The 20,631-nt window shown below is 64.0% G+C and carries 20 protein-coding genes, 1 other RNA gene and 1 pseudogene; 13 read left to right on the top strand and 9 right to left on the bottom strand.

From position 1 onward, the window contains the following. Positions 1-55 precede the first annotated feature (55 nt). Positions 56-1,096, top strand: a complete 1,041-nt coding sequence (locus LOY51_RS01035; protein ID WP_125857074.1) for an ABC transporter substrate-binding protein — start codon at positions 56-58, stop codon at positions 1,094-1,096. A gap of 36 nt (positions 1,097-1,132) precedes the next feature. Further along, positions 1,133-2,038 carry a TauD/TfdA dioxygenase family protein gene (locus LOY51_RS01040; RefSeq protein ID WP_110995712.1) on the top strand — a complete coding sequence of 302 codons (906 nt, stop codon included), beginning with the start codon at positions 1,133-1,135 and terminating at the stop codon, positions 2,036-2,038. Positions 2,039-2,238: 200 nt separating this feature from the next. Here LOY51_RS01040 and elbB read toward each other — a convergent pair whose 3' ends face one another. Then, positions 2,239-2,907 carry an isoprenoid biosynthesis glyoxalase ElbB gene (elbB, locus tag LOY51_RS01045; protein WP_125462161.1) on the bottom strand — a complete coding sequence of 223 codons (669 nt, stop codon included), beginning with the start codon at positions 2,905-2,907 and terminating at the stop codon, positions 2,239-2,241. Positions 2,908-3,191: 284 nt separating this feature from the next. Between elbB and LOY51_RS01050 the strand changes: the two are divergent. Further along, a pseudogene (locus tag LOY51_RS01050) lies at positions 3,192-3,791 on the top strand (sterol desaturase family protein); the annotation flags it as partial. A gap of 501 nt (positions 3,792-4,292) precedes the next feature. Here LOY51_RS01050 and LOY51_RS01055 read toward each other — a convergent pair. After that, complete coding sequence (locus LOY51_RS01055) at positions 4,293-4,937, bottom strand: DedA family protein (protein ID WP_110995710.1); 645 nt, start codon at positions 4,935-4,937, stop codon at positions 4,293-4,295. A 208-nt stretch (positions 4,938-5,145) separates the two neighbouring features. Between LOY51_RS01055 and hemB the strand changes: the two genes are divergently transcribed. Further along, entirely contained in the window at positions 5,146-6,156 is a 1,011-nt protein-coding gene (gene hemB / locus LOY51_RS01060; protein WP_110995709.1) for a porphobilinogen synthase, read from the top strand. 20 nt (positions 6,157-6,176) lie between these two features. Further along, entirely contained in the window at positions 6,177-8,420 is a 2,244-nt protein-coding gene (ppk1, locus tag LOY51_RS01065; protein WP_125462163.1) for a polyphosphate kinase 1, read from the top strand. A gap of 406 nt (positions 8,421-8,826) precedes the next feature. On the opposite strand, the gene ppx is transcribed toward ppk1, so the two are convergent. Next, positions 8,827-10,329 (bottom strand): exopolyphosphatase, encoded by a 1,503-nt coding sequence (gene ppx / locus LOY51_RS01070; RefSeq protein WP_125462164.1) that lies wholly within the window; start codon positions 10,327-10,329, stop codon positions 8,827-8,829. A 245-nt stretch (positions 10,330-10,574) separates the two neighbouring features. Between ppx and trxA the strand changes: the two genes are divergently transcribed. From trxA to LOY51_RS01095, 5 genes are all read left to right on the top strand, one after another. Then, the gene (trxA, locus tag LOY51_RS01075) at positions 10,575-10,901 is read left to right on the top strand and encodes a thioredoxin TrxA (RefSeq protein ID WP_125462165.1); all 327 of its coding nucleotides are present in this window, start codon (positions 10,575-10,577) and stop codon (positions 10,899-10,901) included. A 308-nt stretch (positions 10,902-11,209) separates the two neighbouring features. Next, complete coding sequence (rho, locus tag LOY51_RS01080; protein ID WP_011536308.1) at positions 11,210-12,469, top strand: transcription termination factor Rho; 1,260 nt, start codon at positions 11,210-11,212, stop codon at positions 12,467-12,469. 201 nt (positions 12,470-12,670) lie between these two features. After that, the gene (ubiD, locus tag LOY51_RS01085) at positions 12,671-14,137 is read left to right on the top strand and encodes a 4-hydroxy-3-polyprenylbenzoate decarboxylase (RefSeq protein ID WP_110995705.1); all 1,467 of its coding nucleotides are present in this window, start codon (positions 12,671-12,673) and stop codon (positions 14,135-14,137) included. Continuing rightward, a complete protein-coding gene (locus LOY51_RS01090) occupies positions 14,137-15,105 on the top strand; it encodes a CDP-6-deoxy-delta-3,4-glucoseen reductase (protein WP_258644102.1) in 969 nt (322 codons plus the stop codon). Before ubiD ends, LOY51_RS01090 begins: the two co-directional genes overlap by 1 nt. A gap of 345 nt (positions 15,106-15,450) precedes the next feature. Continuing rightward, positions 15,451-16,101 carry a gamma-glutamylcyclotransferase gene (locus LOY51_RS01095; RefSeq protein WP_125462167.1) on the top strand — a complete coding sequence of 217 codons (651 nt, stop codon included), beginning with the start codon at positions 15,451-15,453 and terminating at the stop codon, positions 16,099-16,101. 80 nt (positions 16,102-16,181) lie between these two features. On the opposite strand, the gene LOY51_RS01100 is transcribed toward LOY51_RS01095, so the two are convergent. Beyond that, a complete protein-coding gene (locus LOY51_RS01100; RefSeq protein ID WP_258644106.1) occupies positions 16,182-17,159 on the bottom strand; it encodes an NADPH:quinone oxidoreductase family protein in 978 nt (325 codons plus the stop codon). A gap of 158 nt (positions 17,160-17,317) precedes the next feature. Here LOY51_RS01100 and LOY51_RS01105 point away from each other — a divergent pair, with 158 nt between their 5' ends. Continuing rightward, on the top strand, positions 17,318-17,722 hold the full coding sequence (locus LOY51_RS01105) for a flagellar basal body-associated protein FliL (RefSeq protein WP_125462169.1): 405 nt from the start codon (positions 17,318-17,320) through the stop codon (positions 17,720-17,722). On the opposite strand, the gene LOY51_RS01110 is transcribed toward LOY51_RS01105, so the two are convergent. Next, positions 17,723-18,175 carry an EVE domain-containing protein gene (locus tag LOY51_RS01110; RefSeq protein ID WP_258644108.1) on the bottom strand — a complete coding sequence of 151 codons (453 nt, stop codon included), beginning with the start codon at positions 18,173-18,175 and terminating at the stop codon, positions 17,723-17,725. Between the two features lie 177 nt (positions 18,176-18,352). On the opposite strand from LOY51_RS01110, the gene LOY51_RS01115 reads away from it, so the two are divergent. Continuing rightward, entirely contained in the window at positions 18,353-18,505 is a 153-nt protein-coding gene (locus LOY51_RS01115; protein ID WP_189654507.1) for a hypothetical protein, read from the top strand. A 19-nt stretch (positions 18,506-18,524) separates the two neighbouring features. Here the strand turns inward: LOY51_RS01115 and LOY51_RS01120 are convergent, their stop codons facing one another. The 4 genes from LOY51_RS01120 to LOY51_RS01135 form a co-directional block, all read right to left on the bottom strand. Continuing rightward, entirely contained in the window at positions 18,525-19,133 is a 609-nt protein-coding gene (locus LOY51_RS01120; protein WP_125462171.1) for a 5-formyltetrahydrofolate cyclo-ligase, read from the bottom strand. 61 nt (positions 19,134-19,194) lie between these two features. Next, positions 19,195-19,374, bottom strand: a non-coding RNA gene (gene ssrS, locus LOY51_RS01125) — 6S RNA. Between the two features lie 17 nt (positions 19,375-19,391). Then, a complete protein-coding gene (locus tag LOY51_RS01130) occupies positions 19,392-19,712 on the bottom strand; it encodes a cell division protein ZapA (RefSeq protein ID WP_125462172.1) in 321 nt (106 codons plus the stop codon). Further along, positions 19,709-19,918 (bottom strand): TIGR02449 family protein, encoded by a 210-nt coding sequence (locus LOY51_RS01135; RefSeq protein WP_110992146.1) that lies wholly within the window; start codon positions 19,916-19,918, stop codon positions 19,709-19,711. The genes LOY51_RS01130 and LOY51_RS01135 overlap by 4 nt, the downstream gene beginning before the upstream one ends. A 153-nt stretch (positions 19,919-20,071) precedes the next feature. On the opposite strand from LOY51_RS01135, the gene LOY51_RS01140 reads away from it, so the two are divergent. Further along, positions 20,072-20,626 carry a YecA/YgfB family protein gene (locus tag LOY51_RS01140; RefSeq protein ID WP_258644111.1) on the top strand — a complete coding sequence of 185 codons (555 nt, stop codon included), beginning with the start codon at positions 20,072-20,074 and terminating at the stop codon, positions 20,624-20,626. Positions 20,627-20,631: the final 5 nt, after the last annotated feature.

Genomic DNA, 20,631 nt, shown 5'->3' on the forward strand with positions numbered 1-20,631 from the left:
GCTTCTGGCCAAAGCGCCGGCCATCGCCGGTGGCAGCTTGCCAAGGAGCCTTGCCATGAAAACCCCTTTTCGCCACCTGCTCACCCCGCTGCTCGCCGGCTTGCTGAGCGCCTTGCCGCTGGCGGCGCTGGCCGCGCAGCCCGACGTGATCCGTATTGCCGTGCCCGACCTCAGCGCCGGCAGCAAGCCCAGCGCTGGTGGCGTGGTCGATGTATTGCGTGACCAGCAGTTGCTGGAAAAAGAGTTTGCCAAGGACGGCATCCGTATCGACTGGCGCTTCTTCAAGGGCGCCGGCCCCGTGGTCAACGAGGCGTTGGCCAACGGCCAGGCCGACTTCGCCTACCTGGGTGACCTAGCCGCCATCATCGGCAAGGCCAATGGCCTGGACACCCGCGTGCTGTCGGCCGGTGTGCGCGGGGTCAAGAGCTACCTCGGCGTGGTGCCGGGCTCGGGCATCCACAGCCTGGCAGACCTCAAGGGCAAGCGCGTGGCGGTGTTCCGCGGTACCGCCAACCAGCTGTCGTTCGCCAGCGCTCTGGCCAGCCAAGGGCTGTCCGAGCGTGAGCTGAAAGTCATCAACCTGGACTTCAACGCCGCCAACGCCGCGCTGGCGGCCAAGCAGATCGACGCCACCTGGGGCCTGTCCAACCTGTTGTCGCTGCGCGAACGCGGCCTGGTCGAGCTGCCGGTCAACTCCCGCGACCTCAAGGGCGCCGGCAGCACCCAGGCGGTGCTGCTGGGTACCGGCGACTTCATCCGCCAGCACCCCGAACTGGTGCAGCGCCTGGTCAATGCCCAGCTGCAGGCGGTGAAGTGGCTGCGCGACGAGCACAACCGCGACGCCTACATCGACCTCGTGGCCACCACCGCCAACTGGCCGAAGAGCATCCTGCGCGATGACCTGGCCCAGGAAAACCTTGCCGCCTACTTCGACCCGCGCCTGGACGCCGGCTTCGTCGGCCTGCTGCAACAGGGCGTCGACCTGGCCGCCAAGGAGCGCCTGATCCGCCGGGATTTCCAGGTAAGCGAGTGGGTAGAACCGCGCTTCCTCGATGCCGCCCTGCGACAGGACCAGGCCGTGCAGGCCGCCCGCTGATTCAAAACCCCGACAAAAACCCTGAGGACCACGACCATGAGCAACGCCGCACTGGCTACCGCGCCACACACCCTTGAGCTGGATATCCACCCCGTCGCCGGGCGCATCGGCGCCGAGATCCGTGGCGTCAAACTGTCCGCCGACCTCGACCCGGCCACCATCGACGCGATTCAGGCGGCGCTGGTGCAGCACAAGGTGATCTTCTTCCGCGGCCAGGACCACCTCGATGACATCGGCCAGGAGGCCTTCGCCCAATTGCTGGGCGAGCCGATCGCCCACCCCACGGTGCCGGTGGTGGACGGCACCAGCTACTTGCTGCAGCTGGATGGCGCCGAGGGCCAGCGGGCCAATTCCTGGCACACCGACGTGACCTTCGTCGATGCCTACCCCAAGGCCTCGATCCTGCGCAGCGTGGTGGCCCCGGCTTCGGGTGGCGACACGGTATGGGCCAACACTGCCGCCGCCTACCAGGAGCTGCCGGAACCCCTGCGCGCGCTGGCCGACCAGCTCTGGGCGGTGCACAGCAACGAGTACGACTACGCCAGCGTGAAGCCGGACGTGGACCCGGCCAAGCTCGAGCGCTACCGCAAGGTGTTCACCTCGACGGTGTACGAAACCGAGCACCCGGTGGTGCGGGTGCACCCGATCAGCGGCGAGCGGGCGCTGCAGCTGGGGCATTTCGTCAAACGCATCAAGGGCTATTCACTGGCCGATTCACAGCACCTGTTCGCGGTGTTGCAGGGGCATGTGACGCGCCTGGAGAACACTGTGCGCTGGCGCTGGCAGGCGGGGGATGTGGCGATCTGGGATAACCGCGCGACCCAGCACTACGCGGTGGACGACTATGGCACCCAGCCACGCGTGGTGCGCCGGGTCACCCTGGCGGGCGAGGTGCCGGTGGGGGTGGATGGGCAGTTGAGCCGGACCACACGCAAAGGTTAAGACCACGTAATGCCAGTCAGCTAAGGCAGTTGGGGTCGCTGTGCGACCCTTCGCGGGTAAATCGCAGCGGCGAACCGCCGCTCCCACAGGTTCCGTGCGATCTCTGTGGGAGCGGGTTTACCCGCGAAGGGCTGCAAAGCAGCCCCAATAGGTGCGATGAAGCCCTAACTGACTGGCATTAGCCGCTTGCGGTGCGGGGTTTACTTGTCACCTTCGTGGGTCAACTCCAGCACCCGGTCCACCAGCTTGTAGATGCCGCCGGCAGCTTCGCTGATCGACTTGGCCAGCATGTAGGCCGGGGTGGTCACCAGCTTGCGCTGGGTGTCTTCGACGATGTCATGCACATCGCACTCCTGGTGGGTGCCGCCCATCTTCACCACAGCCGCGCTGGTGCCGGTGTCGTTACCGATGGTGCAGACCACGCCTGGGCCGTAGATCTTGGCTGCCAGGGCTGGCGAGATGCACATCAGGCCCACCGGTTTGCAGGCATCGGCGAAGGCTTCAGCCAGGGCCAGCACGTCGGGGTTAACGCTGCAATTGGCGCCTTCAACGGCGAAGTTGGAGAGGTTCTTCGCGGCGCCGAAACCGCCGGGTACGATCAGCGCGTCGAAGTCTTCGACCTTGGCCTCGCGAATGTCCTTCACCTCGCCCCGGGCGATGCGTGCCGACTCGACCAGCACGTTGCGCGACTCGGGCATCTGTTCGCCGGTCAGGTGATCGATCACATGCATCTGCGCAATGTTCGGTGCGAAGCACTGCACCTGGGCGCCGCGCTGGTCGAGGCGCAGCAAGGTGATCACGCTCTCGTGGATTTCGGCGCCGTCATAGACGCCACAGCCGGAAAGGATCACCGCTACTTTCTTGGTCATGCTCATTACTCCAGTGTCGAGGCGCTAAATGTCCTCTAGTTTGGCAGATGTGGCCATAGGGGTTCGGCCAGGCGCGGCCTAGGCTTTGTACGAAAAGTGCCTGCGCGACGATCATGCTGCGTTGAAAACAGGCTCGGAATGCTCATTTGCAACCAGCAAACTCCGCTTCCTCGCCTGTTTTCGCCTTGCCTGATCGCCGCTCGGCGACTTTTCGTACAAACCCGAATCTCTTGCGACACCCTTGGAGACTGCCGCCGATGGACCTGATTCTGCTGGCTGTGCCGATGTTCTTTGTGCTGATCGCCGTGGAGCTGGTCGCCGACCGCGTGCGCGGCCAGCGCAACTATCGACTGGCCGATTCGATCAACAGCCTGAGCACCGGCGTGCTGTCGACCAGTACCGGCCTGCTGGCCAAGGGCGTCGGGCTGCTCACCTATGCCCTGGCCTGGGAACACCTGGCGCTGCTGCGCCTGCCGGCCGAGGCCTGGTGGGTATGGGTGGGCGCCTTCGTGCTCTACGACTTCTGCTATTACTGGCTGCACCGCATGGGCCACGAGCGCAACGTGCTGTGGGCCGCGCATTCGGTGCATCACCAGAGCGAGGAATACAACCTCACCACGGCGCTGCGCCAGACCAGCAGCGGCTTCATCTTCTCGTGGATCTTCTACCTGCCGCTGGCGCTGCTCGGCGTGCCGCCGGTGGTGTTCATCACCGTGGCGTCGCTGAACCTGCTGTATCAGTTCTGGGTGCATACCCGCCATGTGCCCAAGCTGGGCTGGCTCGAATGGGTGCTGATCACGCCGTCCAACCATCGTGTCCACCATGCGCAGAATCCTCGCTATTTGGATTGCAACTACGGCGGTGTGTTCATCTTCTGGGACCGGCTGTTCGGCACCTTCCAGGAAGAGGACGACGATGAGCCGGTGATCTTCGGCGTGACCACGCCGTTGGCCAGCTGGAACCCGCTGTGGGCCAACCTGCAGTTCTATGCGCAGCTGTGGGCGGATGCCCGGCGCACCGGCCGCCTGTGGGACAAGCTGCGCATCTGGTTCATGCCCACCGGTTGGCGCCCGGCGGATGTGGCGGCTGCCGATCCGCACCCCAAGCAGGACCTGGCGCGTTTTCGCAAGTTCGCCATCGCGCTGCACGGCATGCAGCAGCTGTACGTGGTTGTGCAGTTCGCGGTGTACGTGGCGCTGGGCAGTTACTTGATGGACGTGGCCGAGCGGGTGCCGTTCGCCGCGCTGCTGCTGGGCTGGGCGGTGATGGCGTTCGGCTTGTTCGCGTTGGGCGCGGCGCTGGAAGACCGGCCCTGGGCAGGGCGCATGGAGTTGCTGCGGCTGCTTTTGAATGCGCCGGCACTGTATCTGGCCGGCGCTTCGGGGTTAGTGCTGGTCACGCCCCTGGCTTGGGGGCTGCTCCTGGCTTACAGCTTGCTCAGCTTGTGCTTCCTGGCCTTCTGCCGCCGCGCGGCGCTCGGCGCGCTGGGTACGGAAGCGCCGGCGCAGCCAGAGCAGCAAGCCCAGGCCCAGCAGGGCGCCGAGCACCCATAGCTCGTACTTCTTGATACTGCCCAGCATGCCTTCGAGGATGGCGCCGAAGTGGTAGGCGGCAAGCCCCAGCGCGAGGGCCCAGACCGCGGCGCCAATACCATTGAGCAGCAGGTAGCGGCGTGGCGGGTAGCCGGACAGGCCGATGGCCACTGGCATCACCGTGCGCAGGCCGTAGACGAAGCGGAAACTCAGGACCCAGAGGTCGGGGTGGCGGCGGATATGCTCCAGCGCCCGGTCACCCATGGCCTGCCAGCGCGGCTTGCGGGCGAGGATCTTGCGCCCGTGGCGGCGGCCCATGAAGTACCACAGCTGATCGCCGGCATAGCTGCCGCAGAACGCCACCAGCACCACCAGCTTGATGTCCATGTATTCGCGGAACGCCAGAAAACCTGCGAGCACGAGAATGGTCTCGCCTTCGAAGAACGTGCCGAGAAACAGGGCGAAATAGCCGAAATCGTTCAGGAATTGTTGAAGCATTTTCTGACGTGCTGGCGAAATGAACGCGCAGCCTACCCCTTCGTGCTCGTTCGGGAAAGTGTCCAAATGTGTCTCGACGTGAACATTTCCTACAAGGACAATGACTGCGGCCACAAGTCGCAGGGTTGCCCTTGGGTGTAACACAGGCGTCATAATGGCCGCTTATAACTGTCGCGCTCGCCCGCCTGCGCGGGCTCAGGAGTCTGCCGTGAGCTTTACCCCCGCCAACCGTCTGTTTCCTGCCACCCGCCTGCGTCGCAACCGCCGGGACGACTTTTCCCGTCGCCTGGTTCGCGAGAACACCCTGACCGTCGATGACCTGATCCTGCCGGTATTCGTCCTGGACGGCGAGAACCGCCGTGAGGAAGTACCCTCGATGCCGGGCGTCGAACGCCTGTCGATCGACCTGCTGCTCGAAGCTGCACAGGGCTGGGTGGAACTGGGCATTCCGGCGCTGGCGCTGTTCCCGGTAACGCCGACCGAGAAGAAATCCCTCGATGGCGCCGAAGCCTGGAACCCGGACGGTATCGCCCAGCGTGCCACTCGTGCCCTGCGCGCGCGCTTCCCGGAGCTGGGGGTGATCACCGACGTGGCGCTGGACCCGTTCACCACCCACGGCCAGGACGGCATCCTCGATGAAGAGGGTTACGTTCAGAACGACATCACCGTCGATGCCCTGGTGCGCCAGGCCCTGTCCCACGCCGACGCCGGCGCCCAGGTCGTCGCCCCGTCCGACATGATGGACGGCCGCCTCGGTGCAATCCGCGAGGCCCTGGAACTGGCCGGCCACGTCAACGTGCGCATCATGGCCTACTCGGCCAAGTACGCCAGTGCCTACTACGGCCCGTTCCGCGACGCGGTCGGCTCGGCGCTGAACCTGGGCAAGGCCAACAAGGCGTCCTACCAGATGGACCCGGCCAACAGCAACGAAGCCCTGCACGAAGTGGCCCTGGACCTGGCCGAAGGCGCCGACATGGTTATGGTCAAGCCGGGCATGCCGTACCTGGACATCGTCCAGCGGGTGAAAGCCGAGTTCAAGGTGCCGACCTTCGCCTACCAGGTCAGTGGCGAGTACGCCATGCACATGGCCGCGATCCAGAACGGCTGGCTCAGCGAAGCCGTGATCCTCGAATCCCTTACCGCCTTCAAACGGGCAGGTGCCGATGGCATCCTGACGTATTTCGCCGTGCGCGCCGCTCAAATGTTGAGAGGGCAATAACGCCCTCACAGGAACCTCAGATGAATAACGAAGTGCTCACACCTGTCGCGATCAAGGATGCCCAGGCCGTGCCCGAAGAGATGGTGCAGACCCCGCCCGACCTGCCGCCGGCAGCAGAGGCCGAGCCTGCGCCTGTGGTCGAAACCGTGGCCCCAGCACCGGCGCCGGCCCCGGCAATCGCCGTGCCGAGCCTGGACGACAGCAGCCTGTACATTCATCGCGAGCTTTCCCAGCTGCAGTTCAACATCCGCGTGCTGGAGCAGGCGCTGGATGAGTCGTACCCGCTGCTCGAGCGGTTGAAGTTCCTGCTGATCTTCTCCAGCAACCTGGACGAGTTCTTCGAGATCCGCGTGGCGGGGCTGAAGAAGCAGATCAACTTCGCCCGTGAGCAGGCGGGGGCCGACGGCCTGCAGCCGCACCAGGCGCTGGCGCGAATCAGCGAGTTGGTGCACATCGAGGTGGAGCGCCAGTACGCGATCCTCAACGACGTGTTGCTGCCGGAGCTGGAGAAGCACCAGATCCGCTTCATCCGCCGCCGCTACTGGACGCCCAAGCTCAAGACCTGGGTGCGCCGCTACTTCCGCGACGAGATCGCCCCGATCATCACCCCGATCGGCCTCGACCCGACTCACCCGTTCCCGCTGCTGGTGAACAAGAGCCTGAACTTCATCGTCGAGCTCGAAGGCGTCGATGCCTTCGGCCGCGACTCGGGCCTGGCGATCATCCCGGCGCCGCGCCTGCTGCCACGGGTGATCCGTGTGCCGGAAGAGGTCGGCGGCGCTGGCGACAACTATGTGTTCCTGTCGTCGATGATCCACGCCCACGCCGATGACCTGTTCCAAGGCATGAAGGTCAAGGGCTGCTACCAGTTCCGCCTGACCCGTAACGCTGACCTGGCGTTGGACTCCGAAGAGGTCGACGACCTGGCCCGCGCCCTGCGCGGCGAGCTGTTCTCGCGCCGCTATGGCGACGCGGTACGCCTCGAGGTGGCCGACACCTGCCCGAAACACCTGTCCGACTACCTGCTCAAGCAGTTCAGCCTGAGCGAGAGCGAGCTGTACCAGGTCAACGGCCCGGTCAACCTGACCCGTCTGTTCAGCATCACCGGCCTCGACAGCCATCCGGAGCTGCAGTACACGCCGTTCACCCCGGCGATCCCCAAGCTGCTGGTGAATGCCGACAACATCTTCAGCGTGATCGGCAAGCAGGACATCCTGCTGATGCACCCGTTCGAGTCCTTCACCCCGGTGATCGACCTGCTGCGCCAGGCCGCCAAGGACCCGCACGTGCTTGCCGTGCGCCAGACTCTGTACCGTTCGGGCGCCAACTCGGAGATTGTCGACGCCCTGGTGGACGCGGCGCGTAACGGCAAGGAGGTCACTGCGGTGATCGAATTGCGCGCCCGCTTCGACGAAGAGTCCAACCTACAGATGGCCAGCCGCCTGCAGGCCGCCGGCGCGGTGGTGATCTACGGGGTGGTGGGCTTCAAGACCCACGCCAAGATGATGCTGATCCTGCGCCGCGAGCAGGGTGAGATCGTGCGTTACGCGCACCTGGGCACCGGCAACTACCACGCCGGCAACGCCCGCCTGTACACCGACTACAGCCTGCTGACCTCCGACGACGCCCTCACCGAGGACGTCGGCAAACTCTTCAGCCAGCTGATCGGCATGGGCAAGACCCTGCGCATGAAAAAGCTGCTGCATGCGCCGTTCACCCTGAAGAAGGGCATGCTCGACATGATCGCCCGGGAGACCCAGTTCGCCCTGGACGGCAAGCCGGCGCACATCATCGCCAAGTTCAACTCGCTGACCGATGCCAAGATCATCAAGGCGCTGTACAAGGCCAGCCAGTCGGGCGTGCGCATCGACCTGGTGGTGCGTGGCATGTGCTGCTTGCGTCCGGGCATCCCGGGGGTGTCGCACAACATCCACGTGCGCTCGATCATCGGCCGCTTCCTCGAGCACACGCGGGTGTTCTACTTCCTCAATGGCGGCGAGGAGCAGATCTACCTGTCCAGTGCCGACTGGATGGAGCGCAACCTCGACAAGCGAGTGGAGACCTGCTTCCCGGTGGAAGGCAAGAAATTGCTGCTGCGGGTGAAGAAGGAACTGGAAGGCTACCTGACCGACAACACCCAGGCCTGGACGCTGCAGCCGGACGGGCGCTACGTGCGCAGCTCGCCGACCGGCAACCAGAACCCGCGCAGTGCGCAGGCGGCGTTGCTGGAGCGGCTGAGCAACCCGGTGCTGAACGTACGCTAGCTGTGATGGCGAGCCGCTTCCCCTGTGGGAGCGGCTTCAGCCACGAAGCAGGCGACGCGGTGGATGGCACCGGCTACGCCGGTGTTCGCGGCTAAAGCCGCTCCCACATGGATCGTGGCAAGCATCGTAACTGTAGGAGCTTGCTTGCCAGCGATGAGGCCAGCACTGACAACACAAGACAGTTGCTCCCACAGGGATCGCGCTAGCCTTGCGGCAAGCATCGTAACTGTGGGAGCTTGCTTGCCAGCGATGAGGCCAGCACTGACAACACAAGACAGTTGCTCCCACAGGGATCGCGCTAGCCTTGCGGCAAGCATCGTAACTGTGGGAGCTGGCTTGCCAGCGATGAGGCCAGCACTGACAACATAAGACAGTTGCTCCCACAGGCCTCTGCCAAAACTGGCTTTCAGCGCACGCTAAGAACGAACCCAACCCGAGTCAGCCACTCCGCCTCGTTGGCGAAGTCGGCCTGGGTCAGCTGGTTCTGCTCCAGCCAGCCGTCAGGGAACACCACTTCCAGGCTGTCATCAGCGGCTTGCAGTTCCACCTTTGGCATCTGCTGGGTGCCGCGGATGTGGTGGAACAGGATGGCGAAGCGCAGCAGTACGCACAGGCGAATCAGCTTGACGCCTTCGTCGCCGAACTCGGCGAACTTGTCCTTGGGGATGTTGCGGCGGTGGCCGCGCACCAGCAGGGCCATCATCTGCTGGTCCTCGCGGGAGAAGCCCGACAGGTCGGAATGCTCGATCAGGTAGGCGCCGTGCTTGTGGTAGTGATAGTGGGCGATGTCCAGCCCCACTTCGTGCACTTTCGCTGCCCAACCCAGCAGATCGCGCCAATTGCCCTCTTCAAGGTCCCATGCCGCTGCCACCTGGTCGAAAGCGTGCAAGGCCTTGCGCTCGACGCGCGCGGCCTGGCCCTGATCGACGTGGTAGCGCTCCATCAGCGAGTTCAGGGTGCGTTCGCGCACGTCTTCATGGTGGTGGCGGCCCAGCAGGTCGAACAGCACGCCTTCACGCAGGGCGCCGTCGCAGTGGTCCATGCGTGCCAGTTCCAGGGCGTCGAAGATGGCCTCCAGGATTGCCAGGCCGGCCGGGAAGATCGCCCGGCGGTCGGGCTTGACCCCTTCGAAGTCGATCTTGTCGGTTTCGCCGAGCTTGAACAGTTTGCGCTTGACCCAGGCCAGGCCCTCGGCGTTGACCTCGCCGTTGCCCAGGCCGCCGGCCTTGATCGCCGCGCCGATGGCGCGGATGGTACCGGACGAGCCGATGGCCTCGTCCCAGGTCAGGCGGTGCAGGGCGTTTTCGATGCTCATCAGCTCCAGGCGCGCGGCGGTGTAGGCCTGGGCATAGCGCGCCGGGGTGACCTTGCCATCGCGGAAGTAGCGCTGGGTGAAGCTGACGCAGCCCATCTGCAGGCTTTCGCGCAACAGTGGCTCGAAGCGCTGGCCGATGATGAACTCGGTGCTGCCGCCGCCGATGTCGGCGACCAGGCGCTTGCCGGGGGTATCGGCGAGGGTGTGGGAAACCCCCAGGTAGATCAGGCGCGCTTCTTCACGGCCGGAGATGACCTCGACCGGGTGGCCGAGAATGGCTTCGGCGCGCAGGATGAATTCGTTGCGGTTACGCGCTTCGCGCAGGGCGTTGGTGCCGACGATGCGCACCGCGCCGGCGGGCATGCCGTTGATCAGTTGGGCGAAGCGCTTGAGGCACTCCAGGCCCCGTTGCATGGCTTCTTCGCTGAGCTTGCGCTCTTCGTCGATGCCGGCAGCGAGCTGAACCTTTTCCCCGAGCCGCTCAAGAATGCGGATTTCCGTGTGATGGGCCTTGGCCACGACCATATGGAAGCTGTTGGAGCCCAGGTCGATGGCGGCGATCAGAGACAGGTTCTTCGCGGTGGTATGCGGCATGGTCTGGGGGTTCTCGGTCGTTAACCTGGCAATCGTGCCACGATCGTGGCCATCCGCCAACGCGCAGCACTGCAAGGCTTTGATGCATGGCAATGTGATAGCGATGTTATGACGGTGATATGACAGTTTCGATTCGTGGGGTCTTGCACAACTATAGATACAGTCAATCGCCCATGGCTTCCTGTCGCGTCAGGGTGCCGCTATGATGGGCAACGTTTTTTCTGCTTACGACCTTGGAGATTTCCATGAGCGACAAAATCAAACACGTCACCGACGCCAGCTTCGAAGCCGACGTACTCAAGGCCGAAGGCGCGGTATTGGTCGACTACTGGGCTGAATGGTGCGGCCCATGCAAGATGATCGCTCCGGTACTGGATGCCATCGCTGAAGACTACGCAGGCAAGCTGACCGTCGCCAAGCTGAACATCGACGAAAACGCGGAAACCCCGGCCAAGCACGGCGTGCGCGGCATCCCGACCCTGATGCTGTTCAAGAACGGCAACGTCGAAGCCACCAAGGTCGGCGCCCTGTCCAAATCGCAGCTGACCGCGTTCATCGACGCCCACCTGTGATGTGAAAAAGCCCCGCAAATGCGGGGCTTTTTTTATCTGTCGCAGTTGATCTGCGTGGGAGCGGGCTTGCCCCGCGATGGCGCCAGCCCAGATAAAAACCTGTCGATGTGTGTGGTCAAAACCACTAGACGTCGAAAAATGCAAGTGTTACATTCGGCCTCGCACTGCTTCTTTCAGTGCCCTCTGCACGCCGTCGCCGAAGCATCCCAATTCGAATCAGTACGCGATCCTGTCGCCATCTAGCGGCGCGGCCTCATTAAGCCAAAGCTTAACTCTCTCCCTTCTTACATGATTACGTCACTCCCCTTATGAACCTGACTGAACTCAAGCAAAAGCCGATTACCGATCTTTTGGAAATGGCCGAACAGATGGGCATCGAAAACATGGCCCGTTCGCGCAAACAGGACGTGATTTTCGCCCTGTTGAAGAAGCACGCGAAAAGCGGCGAAGAGATCTCGGGTGACGGCGTGCTGGAGATTCTCCAGGATGGTTTCGGTTTCCTGCGTTCCGCCGATGCCTCTTACCTGGCCGGCCCCGACGATATCTACGTTTCGCCCAGCCAGATCCGACGCTTCAACCTGCGCACTGGCGACACCATCGTTGGCAAGATCCGCCCACCGAAGGAAGGGGAGCGTTACTTCGCGCTGTTGAAGGTCGACACGATCAACTTCGATCGCCCGGAAAACGCGAAGAACAAGATCCTGTTCGAAAACCTGACGCCGCTGTTCCCGAACAAGCGTCTGAAGATGGAAGCCGGCAACGGCTCCACCGAAGACCTCACCGGTCGTGTCATCGACCTGTGCGCTCCAATCGGCAAAGGCCAGCGTGGCCTGATCGTCGCGCCGCCTAAAGCCGGTAAGACGATCATGCTGCAGAACATCGCGGCCAACATCACCCGCAACAACCCCGAGTGCCACCTGATCGTCCTGCTGATCGACGAGCGCCCGGAAGAAGTGACCGAAATGCAGCGCACCGTGCGCGGCGAAGTGGTCGCCTCCACCTTCGATGAGCCACCGACCCGCCACGTGCAGGTTGCCGAAATGGTCATCGAGAAGGCCAAGCGCCTGGTCGAGCACAAGAAGGATGTGGTCATCCTGCTCGACTCCATCACCCGTCTGGCCCGTGCCTACAACACCGTGATTCCGAGCTCCGGCAAGGTGCTGACCGGTGGTGTCGATGCCCACGCCCTGGAGAAGCCGAAGCGCTTCTTCGGTGCCGCGCGTAACATCGAAGAGGGCGGCTCGCTGACCATCATCGCCACCGCGCTGGTCGAGACCGGCTCGAAGATGGACGAAGTGATCTACGAAGAGTTCAAGGGCACCGGCAACATGGAGCTGCCACTGGACCGCCGCATCGCCGAGAAGCGTGTGTTCCCGGCCATCAACATCAACAAGTCCGGCACCCGCCGCGAAGAGTTGCTGACCGCCGACGACGAACTGCAGCGCATGTGGATCCTGCGCAAGCTGCTGCACCCGATGGACGAAATCGCCGCCATCGAGTTCCTGGTCGACAAGCTCAAGCAGACCAAGACCAACGACGAGTTCTTCCTGTCGATGAAGCGCAAGTAAGCTTCGCGTCTGGCTGCAACTGGGGCTGCTGTGCAGCCCATCGCTGGCAAGCCAGCTCCCACAAGGATCACACCTGACCCTGTGGGAGCTGGCTTGCCAGCGATGGGTCGCGCAGCGGCCCCAAGTCATTTTTGGCCTTTACCCCGCCAACGGCGCTACACTCTGCACCCCCGACCGATACGGCCAATACGAGGCTCATGCATGCAGTATCGCGATTTGCGCGACTTCATCCGTGGCCTGGAACAGCGCGGTGAACTCAAGCGCATCCAGGTTCCCATCTCCCCTGTCCTGGAAATGACCGAAGTCTGCGACCGCACCCTGCGCGCCAAGGGCCCGGCATTGCTGTTCGAAAAACCCACCGGCTTCGACATCCCGGTACTGGGCAACCTGTTCGGCACCCCCGAGCGCGTGGCCATGGGCATGGGCGCCGAGTCGGTCAGCGAGCTGCGCGAAATCGGCAAGCTGCTGGCGTTCCTCAAGGAGCCCGAGCCGCCGAAGGGCTTGAAGGACGCCTGGTCGAAACTGCCGATCTTCAAGAAGGTCGTGTCGATGGCGCCGAAGGTGGTCAAGGACGCGGTGTGCCAGGAGGTGGTGGTCGAGGGCGATGACGTCGACCTCGGGCAACTGCCGATCCAGCACTGCTGGCCGGGCGACGTGGCGCCACTGATTACCTGGGGCCTGACCGTCACCCGCGGCCCGAACAAGGACCGGCAGAACCTGGGTATCTATCGCCAGCAGGTGATCGGCCGCAACAAGGTCATCATGCGCTGGCTGAGCCACCGCGGCGGTGCCCTGGACTACCGCGAGTGGTGCGAAAAGCACCCCGGCCAACCCTTCCCGGTGGCCGTTGCCCTGGGTGCGGACCCGGCGACTATCCTCGGTGCCGTGACCCCGGTCCCGGACACCCTGTCCGAATACGCCTTTGCCGGCCTGCTGCGCGGTAACCGCACCGAGCTGGTGAAATGCCGTGGCAGTGACCTGCAGGTGCCGGCCACCGCCGAGATCATCCTCGAAGGTGTGATCCACCCGGGCGAAATGGCCCCGGAAGGCCCGTACGGTGACCACACCGGCTACTACAACGAGGTGGACAGCTTCCCGGTGTTCACCGTCGAGCGCATCACCCATCGGCAAAAACCGATCTACCACAGCACCTACACCGGCCGCCCGCCGGATGAGCCGGCGATCCTCGGCGTGGCGCTGAACGAAGTGTTCGTGCCGATCCTGCAGAAGCAGTTCCCCGAGATCGTCGACTTCTACCTGCCGCCCGAAGGCTGCTCGTATCGCATGGCGGTGGTGACCATGAAAAAGCAGTACCCAGGCCATGCCAAGCGCGTGATGCTGGGTGTCTGGTCGTTTCTGCGACAGTTCATGTACACCAAGTTCGTTATTGTCACCGACGACGATATCAACGCCCGCGACTGGAACGATGTGATCTGGGCCATCACCACGCGCATGGACCCCAAGCGTGATACGGTGATGATCGACAACACTCCCATCGATTACCTCGACTTCGCGTCGCCGGTGTCGGGGCTGGGGTCGAAGATGGGCCTGGATGCCACGCACAAATGGCCGGGCGAGACTACACGCGAATGGGGCCGGGTCATCGTCAAGGACGAGGCCGTCACCCGCCGTATCGATGAGCTGTGGGATCAGTTGGGAATAGATTGATGCAGGTAACCTTGCAGCCGTCCGGCGCGGTGCTGGCGGTGGAACCGGGCGAAAGGATTCTGGATGCGGCGCGGCGCCTGGGCTACGACTGCCCGAACAGCTGCCGTAACGGCAACTGTCATGTCTGCGCCGCGCTGTTGGTGGAAGGGCGTATCCGTCAGGAAGGCGTCATTCGCGATCACGGTGAGTTGTTCACCTGCATCGCCGAGCCGCTGGAGGACTGTGTCTTGCTGTGGGACGGTGTGCTGGCCCTGGGCGAGCTGCCGGTGCGCAAACTGGCCTGCACCGTCAGCGAGTGCGTCGACGTCGGTGGCGATGTCTGGCGCGTGCGCCTGCGCGCACCCGCTGGCAAGCCGCCGCGTTACCACGCCGGGCAATACCTGATGATCGAGCGTGAAGGGGCGGACAAGGCCGCTTTCTCGCTGGCCTCTGCGCCCCATGGCGGGCGTGAGCTGGAGCTGCATGTGCTGGCTCGTGAAAGCAGCGCCGTGCAGTTGATCGAGCAGTTGCGACGCAATGGCCTGGCGCGCATCGAGCTGCCCTTCGGTGATGCGCATCTGGCCGAACTGCCCGATGGCCCGTTGGTGCTGATTGCCGCCGGTACCGGCATGGGCCAGATGCACAGCCTGGTCGAGCACTGCCGCGCCCAGGGCTTCAAGCACCCGGTGCACCTGTACTGGGGCGTGCGGCGGCCCGAGGACTTCTACCAGATCGAGCACTGGGCCGAGTGGGAGCGCCTGGCCAACCTGTTCCTGCACAAGGTGGTCAGCGACCTGTGCGGTTGGGAAGGGCGTTGCGGCCTATTGCACGAAGCGGTCTGCGAAGACATCGGTGACCTCAACCAGGTACACGTCTACGCCAGTGGCTCGCCGAACATGGTCTACGCCACCCTCGATGCCCTGGTAGAAGCCGGCATGGACCCGCATCGCATGCGCGCCGACGTCTTCGCCTACGCGCCGCGCGGTTGATACCCGGCGGCACACCGCAAGGGTGTGCCGTTATTAATAACCAACTTTTTTCCCGTTGATTATATGGCGTGGATTATTGCCGAGACGGTTAATAACTTTCGCTATACTCGAAACATTACTTCCCGTTCGGCGGAAGATTTAATGAAATCTTGCATTCAGGCTTGAGACCGACGTGCGATCTACTTTACGTTAGGCGCAGTGGCATTCGCGGGTGAACCCGCTCCCACAGGGCCGGCGTTGCTCTTGTAGGAGCGGGTTTAGCCGCGAATACGTTGGTTCAGGCTCTGCAGTAATCGCGATCGAACGCGCACTTCAGTAGTTCACAGGAAATAATGGCGGCAGCTCATGTCGACACTTGAAAGTTTGTCCTGGCAAATCTCATATCCGCCGTCACTCGATTTCGGGCAGCAATTGACCCGCGAACAACTGCAGCACTCGATGCAGCAAACAATGGCCCAGCACACGGGTGGCCCGGTGTGGCTGTTCGCCTATGGCTCGTTGATCTGGCGCCCTGAGTGCAATTCGGTCGAGCGCCAGCGGGCGCGGGTGCATGGTTATCACCGTGGCCTTTACCTGTGGTCTCACGAGCATCGCGGCACCCCGGAATGCCCTGGGCTGGTGTTCGGCCTTGATCGTGGCGGTTCGTGCAGCGGTTTCGCCTACCGCCTGGACGAGAGCAACCTGGACGATTCGCTGATGGCCCTGTGGCAACGCGAGATGCCTTATCCGGCCTATCGCCCGCACTGGCTCAGTTGCCGCCTGGGTGACGGCAGTAAGGTGCAGGCCCTGGGCTTTGTGCTGGAAAGGCACCTGCCGTGCTACGCGGGTAACCTGCCAGACACCCTGTTCAGCCAGATCCTCGCCAGCGCCACAGGGCGCTATGGCACCACGCGCGAATATGTGGAGCAGACGCTCAATGCCCTGCGCAGCCACCAGATGCCGGACCGCAACCTGGAGGCGCGGTTCAGGCGTTGCCATAACCTGCGTGAGGTCTGATCGCGGGGCAAGCCCGCTCCCACGCCAAGGGCCGAGATCGAGCTGCCGCGCGTGGGAGCGGGCTTGCCCCGCGATGAGGTCTATCGGGCCACCACCACCAGCTTGCCCACCGCCTGGCGCTGCGCCAGCCGCTCGATCGCCGCACCCCCTTCAGCCAATGCATAGGTCTGCGAAACCAACGGCTTCAGCTTGCCCTCGGCATGCCAGGCAAACAGCTGGCGGAAGTTGGCCGCGTTGTCCTCCGGCTGGCGCTGGGCGAACGCTCCCCAGAACACCCCGATCACTGCCGCGCCCTTGAGCAGCGCCAGGTTCACCGGCAGCTGCGGGATCGTGCCGCTGGCAAAGCCCACGACCAGCAGCCGCCCTTTCCACGCCAAACCGCGCACGGCCTGGTCGAACAACGCACCGCCCACCGGGTCGTAGACCACGTCCACCCCCTGGCCGCCGGTCAGGCGCTTGATCTCGTCCTTCAGGCTGGCCTGGCTGTAGTCGATCAGTTCATCGGCCCCGGCTGCTTTGGCCACCGCCAGCTTGTCGGCGCTGCTGGCGGCCGCGATCACCCGAGCACCCAGGGCCTTGCCGATTTCCACCGCAGCCAGGCCCACGCCCCCCGAGGCGCCCAGCACCAACAGGGTCTCGCCGGCCTTGAGCTGGCCGCGCTGGGTCAGCGCGTGCATCGAGGTGCCGTAGGTCATGCCGAAGGCGGCGGCGGTGGTGAAGTCCATGCCCGCGGGGATCGGCAACAGGTTGTAGAACGGCACCGCCACCTGCTCGGCGAAAGCGCCCCAGCCGGTCAGGGCCATGACCCGGTCACCGACCTTGAACGCGCCGGCCTTCTCGCCGACCGCTGCGACCACGCCGGCCGCCTCACCACCGGGCGAGAACGGCAGGGGCGGCTGGAACTGGTACTTGCCTTCGATGATCAGGGTGTCGGGAAAGTTGACCCCGGCGGCATGCACCTCGAGCAGGATCTCGTTCTTCTTCGGCGCGGGGCTGGCGACCTCTTCCAGAACCAGGTCCCGCGCCGGGCCCAGGGCTTTGCACAACAAGGCTTTCATCAGGGCTATTCCTTTGCGTGTGGTGGCCGATAAGTGTAGGAGGGCCGTTTGGCGGGTCAACGAGCATGGTCCGCCCTGATGTGCCGGCATAAGCCCGGGCTTGGGTTTGCCCGGCGCGCTGGGTAAGCTGGCGCCAACTGTATTGAGGAGCGTAATTGGTGAAAGCGTGGATCTTGATGGTGCTGGCCCTGATGCTGCCAGCCGCGGCGATGGCCGAGGAGGCCAAGGAAGGGGCGCCCAAGGTGAGCTATATCAGCCTCAGCCCGCCCTTCGTCGGCAACTATGCCCTCGACGGCAGCCCCAAGCTGCGTGTGTTCAAGGCCGACGTTGCCCTGCGCGTGACCGGCGATGCCGCCGCCGCCGCGGTCAAGCACCACGAGCCGCTGATCCGCAACCAGCTGGTGGCGCTGTTCACCCAGCAGGGTGTGGACAACATGAGCAACGTCGAAGCCAAGGAAAAACTGCGCCAGGACGCGCTCAAGCAAGTGCAGCAGGTGATGGAAGCCGAAGAGGGCAAGCCGATCGTCGAGGACCTGCTGTTCAACAACCTGATCGTGCAGTGATCAACGGCCCAGGGCGATGATCGCCGCCCACTGGGCCGCGGTCACCGGCATCACCGACAGGCGGCTGCCCTTCTGCACCAGCGGCAGTTCTTCGAGGGCGGCCTGCTGTTTGAGCAGGCCCAGGCCGAGTACCTGGCGGAAGGTCTGCACATGCTCTACGTCCACGGCGCTCCAGGGGTTCTTGTCGGCGTTGGCCTTGGGGTCGTGATAGTGGCTTGCAGGGTCCAGCGCGGTCGGGTCCGGGTAGGCGGCGGCGCTGATCCGGGCTATGCCGGCCACGCCGGGTTGCGGGCAGCTGGAGTGATAGAAGAAAAACTTGTCACCGACGCTCATGGCCCGCAGAAAGTTGCGCGCCTGGTAGTTGCGTACCCCGTCCCAGCGGGCGCTGCCGAGCTTTGCCAGGCCTTCGATGGAGAGCTCGTCGGGCTCGGATTTCATCAGCCAGTAGGCCATGGATACTGCTCCTGAAAGGGTTTGAAATAACTCGTTGCATCAAACCGACAGCCGGTTGGCGTCAACGTTTGCGTGTGGGCTCACGTTGGCGGAAAATGCGCCGATTTTAAAGACAGACGCTCCGGCCGCCACCCATAAAGGCGCCGAGCACGGACAGTTTGCCTAGGGGGGCATTCGATGAAACAACGTAAACCGGACCTGCTCTGGATCCTCGCCTTCATTTTTGGCCTGGGCGTGGTGACTACCGGTTATGCGCAGGGCCTGTGGGAACGCAAGCTGGACGCCGCCAGCCAGCAGATGCCGGTCGACCCGGCGCAACAGCGGCGCTGATCCACATTTTCGAGCCTGATCACCTCGGCGCCAGGTACCTGTCACGGTCCGAGACCGTCCCCCGCAGCGGTACATCCCAGCTGGCCTGAGCGAGGCGTTCGACCTTCTGGCATTCGTGCGCCAGCCCCAGCAGCAACGGCTTCTTCCAGGCCTTGCGCCGCCCCAGGTAGGCCAGGCTGCGGTCGTAGAAGCCACCGCCCATACCCAGGCGCCCCCCCATTTCATCGAAGCCAACCAGCGGCAGCAGGATCAGGTCCAGCGCCCAGACTGGTCGTTGGCGCTTGCGCTCGATCATCGGCTCCGAGATCCGGAAGCGATTAGGCCTTAGTTTCTCGCCCTGCTCGAAGCGCTGGAACACCATGCGCGTGCGTGGCCAGGCGTGCAGCACCGGCAGGTAGACGCGCTTGCCGCGCTTGTGGGCCTCGCGCAACAGCAGGCGCGGGTCGATCTCGCCGTCGTTGGGCAGGTACAGGGCAATGTGGCGGGAGCGGCGGAACACCGGATCCTGCGCCAGCTGGCGGTACAGGCCAAGGGCGGCCTGGCTTTGCTGGGCGGGTGTGAGGGCGCGGCGCGCATTGCGCAGCAGGCGGCGAAGCTGGGGGCGGGTGAGCGGCGCGGTGTCGGTCATGGCACGGGCGATCCCTGAAGAAACGAAAAGCCCGCCGTTGGAGGCGGGCAGTTCTGAATGCAGGCTCCCCGACAAGACCGCTATCGGTGTAGCCCTTGAACCCGAAAGTTCAAGGTGGAGATTGCAGGGGGCGTTAAGGCTTTCCGTCGGGCGGACATGCACACCGGCCCCAGCGTGCAACCCCCGTGGTTGTGCGTATCGGCTCAGGGACATAACCGACTGGCGCATCCCCCAGGGAGTGGCGCCAGTATACCAATCTCAGTCGCTTTTGCTAACCGGATCGTCGGACAGCGCCTGATCGACCCGTTCCAGCAGGTCACGCACCTGCTCGCGGGTGGTGCCACCACTGCTGGCCGCTTCCGGTCGGTCCTGGCGGTGCAGCAGCTCGTGGGTGATGTTCAGGGCGGCCATGACCGCGATGCGGTCGGCACCGATCACTTTGCCGCTGCTGCGGATCTCGCGCATCTTGCCGTCGAGGTAACGGGCGGCGCCGACCAGGTTGTTGCGCTCCTCGGGCGGGCAGATGATCGAGTATTCCTTGTCGAGGATCTGGACGGTGACGCTATTGCTTGAACTCATGAGTCTTGCTCCAGGGCCTTGAGGCGCAGGATCATCGATTCGATCTTGCGCTTGGCGATCTCGTTCTTTTCGATGAGGTGGGCGCGCTCCTCGCGCCAGGTTTTTTCCTGCGCTACTAAGAGTGCGTTTTGCCGTTTTAGTTGCTCGACCCGCTCGATCAGCGACTCGAACCGGCTCATCAGCGCTTGCAGGTCGTTCTCTTGCATGGGTTGCACTCGATTCGCTCCATCGTCGACTCACCTTGCGATCATGCCCGCACAGTCGCCACGCGGCCAGTGCTGATGGTCTTGGCGCGCCTGCCGGTGCTAGGATACAAGGCCTTCATTCTAGTCATTGCGCCGTCTGGCGCCTAGCTGCCCATGCCCAATACCCAATCGCCCTACATCGCCTTCGCCATGCTGCTGTCCAGCAATGGCCACACTGTCACCCCGGCCGAGCTGCATGGCCTGCTGATCGGCCGCAGCTGCGCCGGTGCCGGCTTCGATGCCGATGCCTGGCTGGCCGACGCCGCCCAACTGCTGGAAACCGAACCCGGCGACACGGTCCGCAATGCCCTGGTCGGCCTGCAGGAGATGGTCAAGGCCGAGCTGACCGGCGAAGACGTCGCCATCGTGCTGCTGCTGCCTTCCGACGATGCCGCACTGAGCGACCGCGCCACCGCGCTGGGCCAGTGGTGCCAGGGCTTCATCACCGGTTTCGGTTTGAACGCCGGCGGCAAGGACCTGTCCACCGATGCCAAGGAAGTGCTCCAGGACCTGGTAGCCATCTCGCAAGTCCAGGAAGCGCTGGAAGAGTCCGAGGACGGCGAGAGCGACTACATGGAAGTCATGGAGTACCTGCGTGTCGCGCCGCTGCTGCTGTACACCCAGCTGGCCGCCCCGGCCGCGCCCGCGCCCAAGCCATCGCTGCACTGATCGAT

It is taken from the genome of Pseudomonas sichuanensis, from assembly GCF_024749065.1.
GTDB lineage: Bacteria > Pseudomonadota > Gammaproteobacteria > Pseudomonadales > Pseudomonadaceae > Aquipseudomonas > Aquipseudomonas sichuanensis.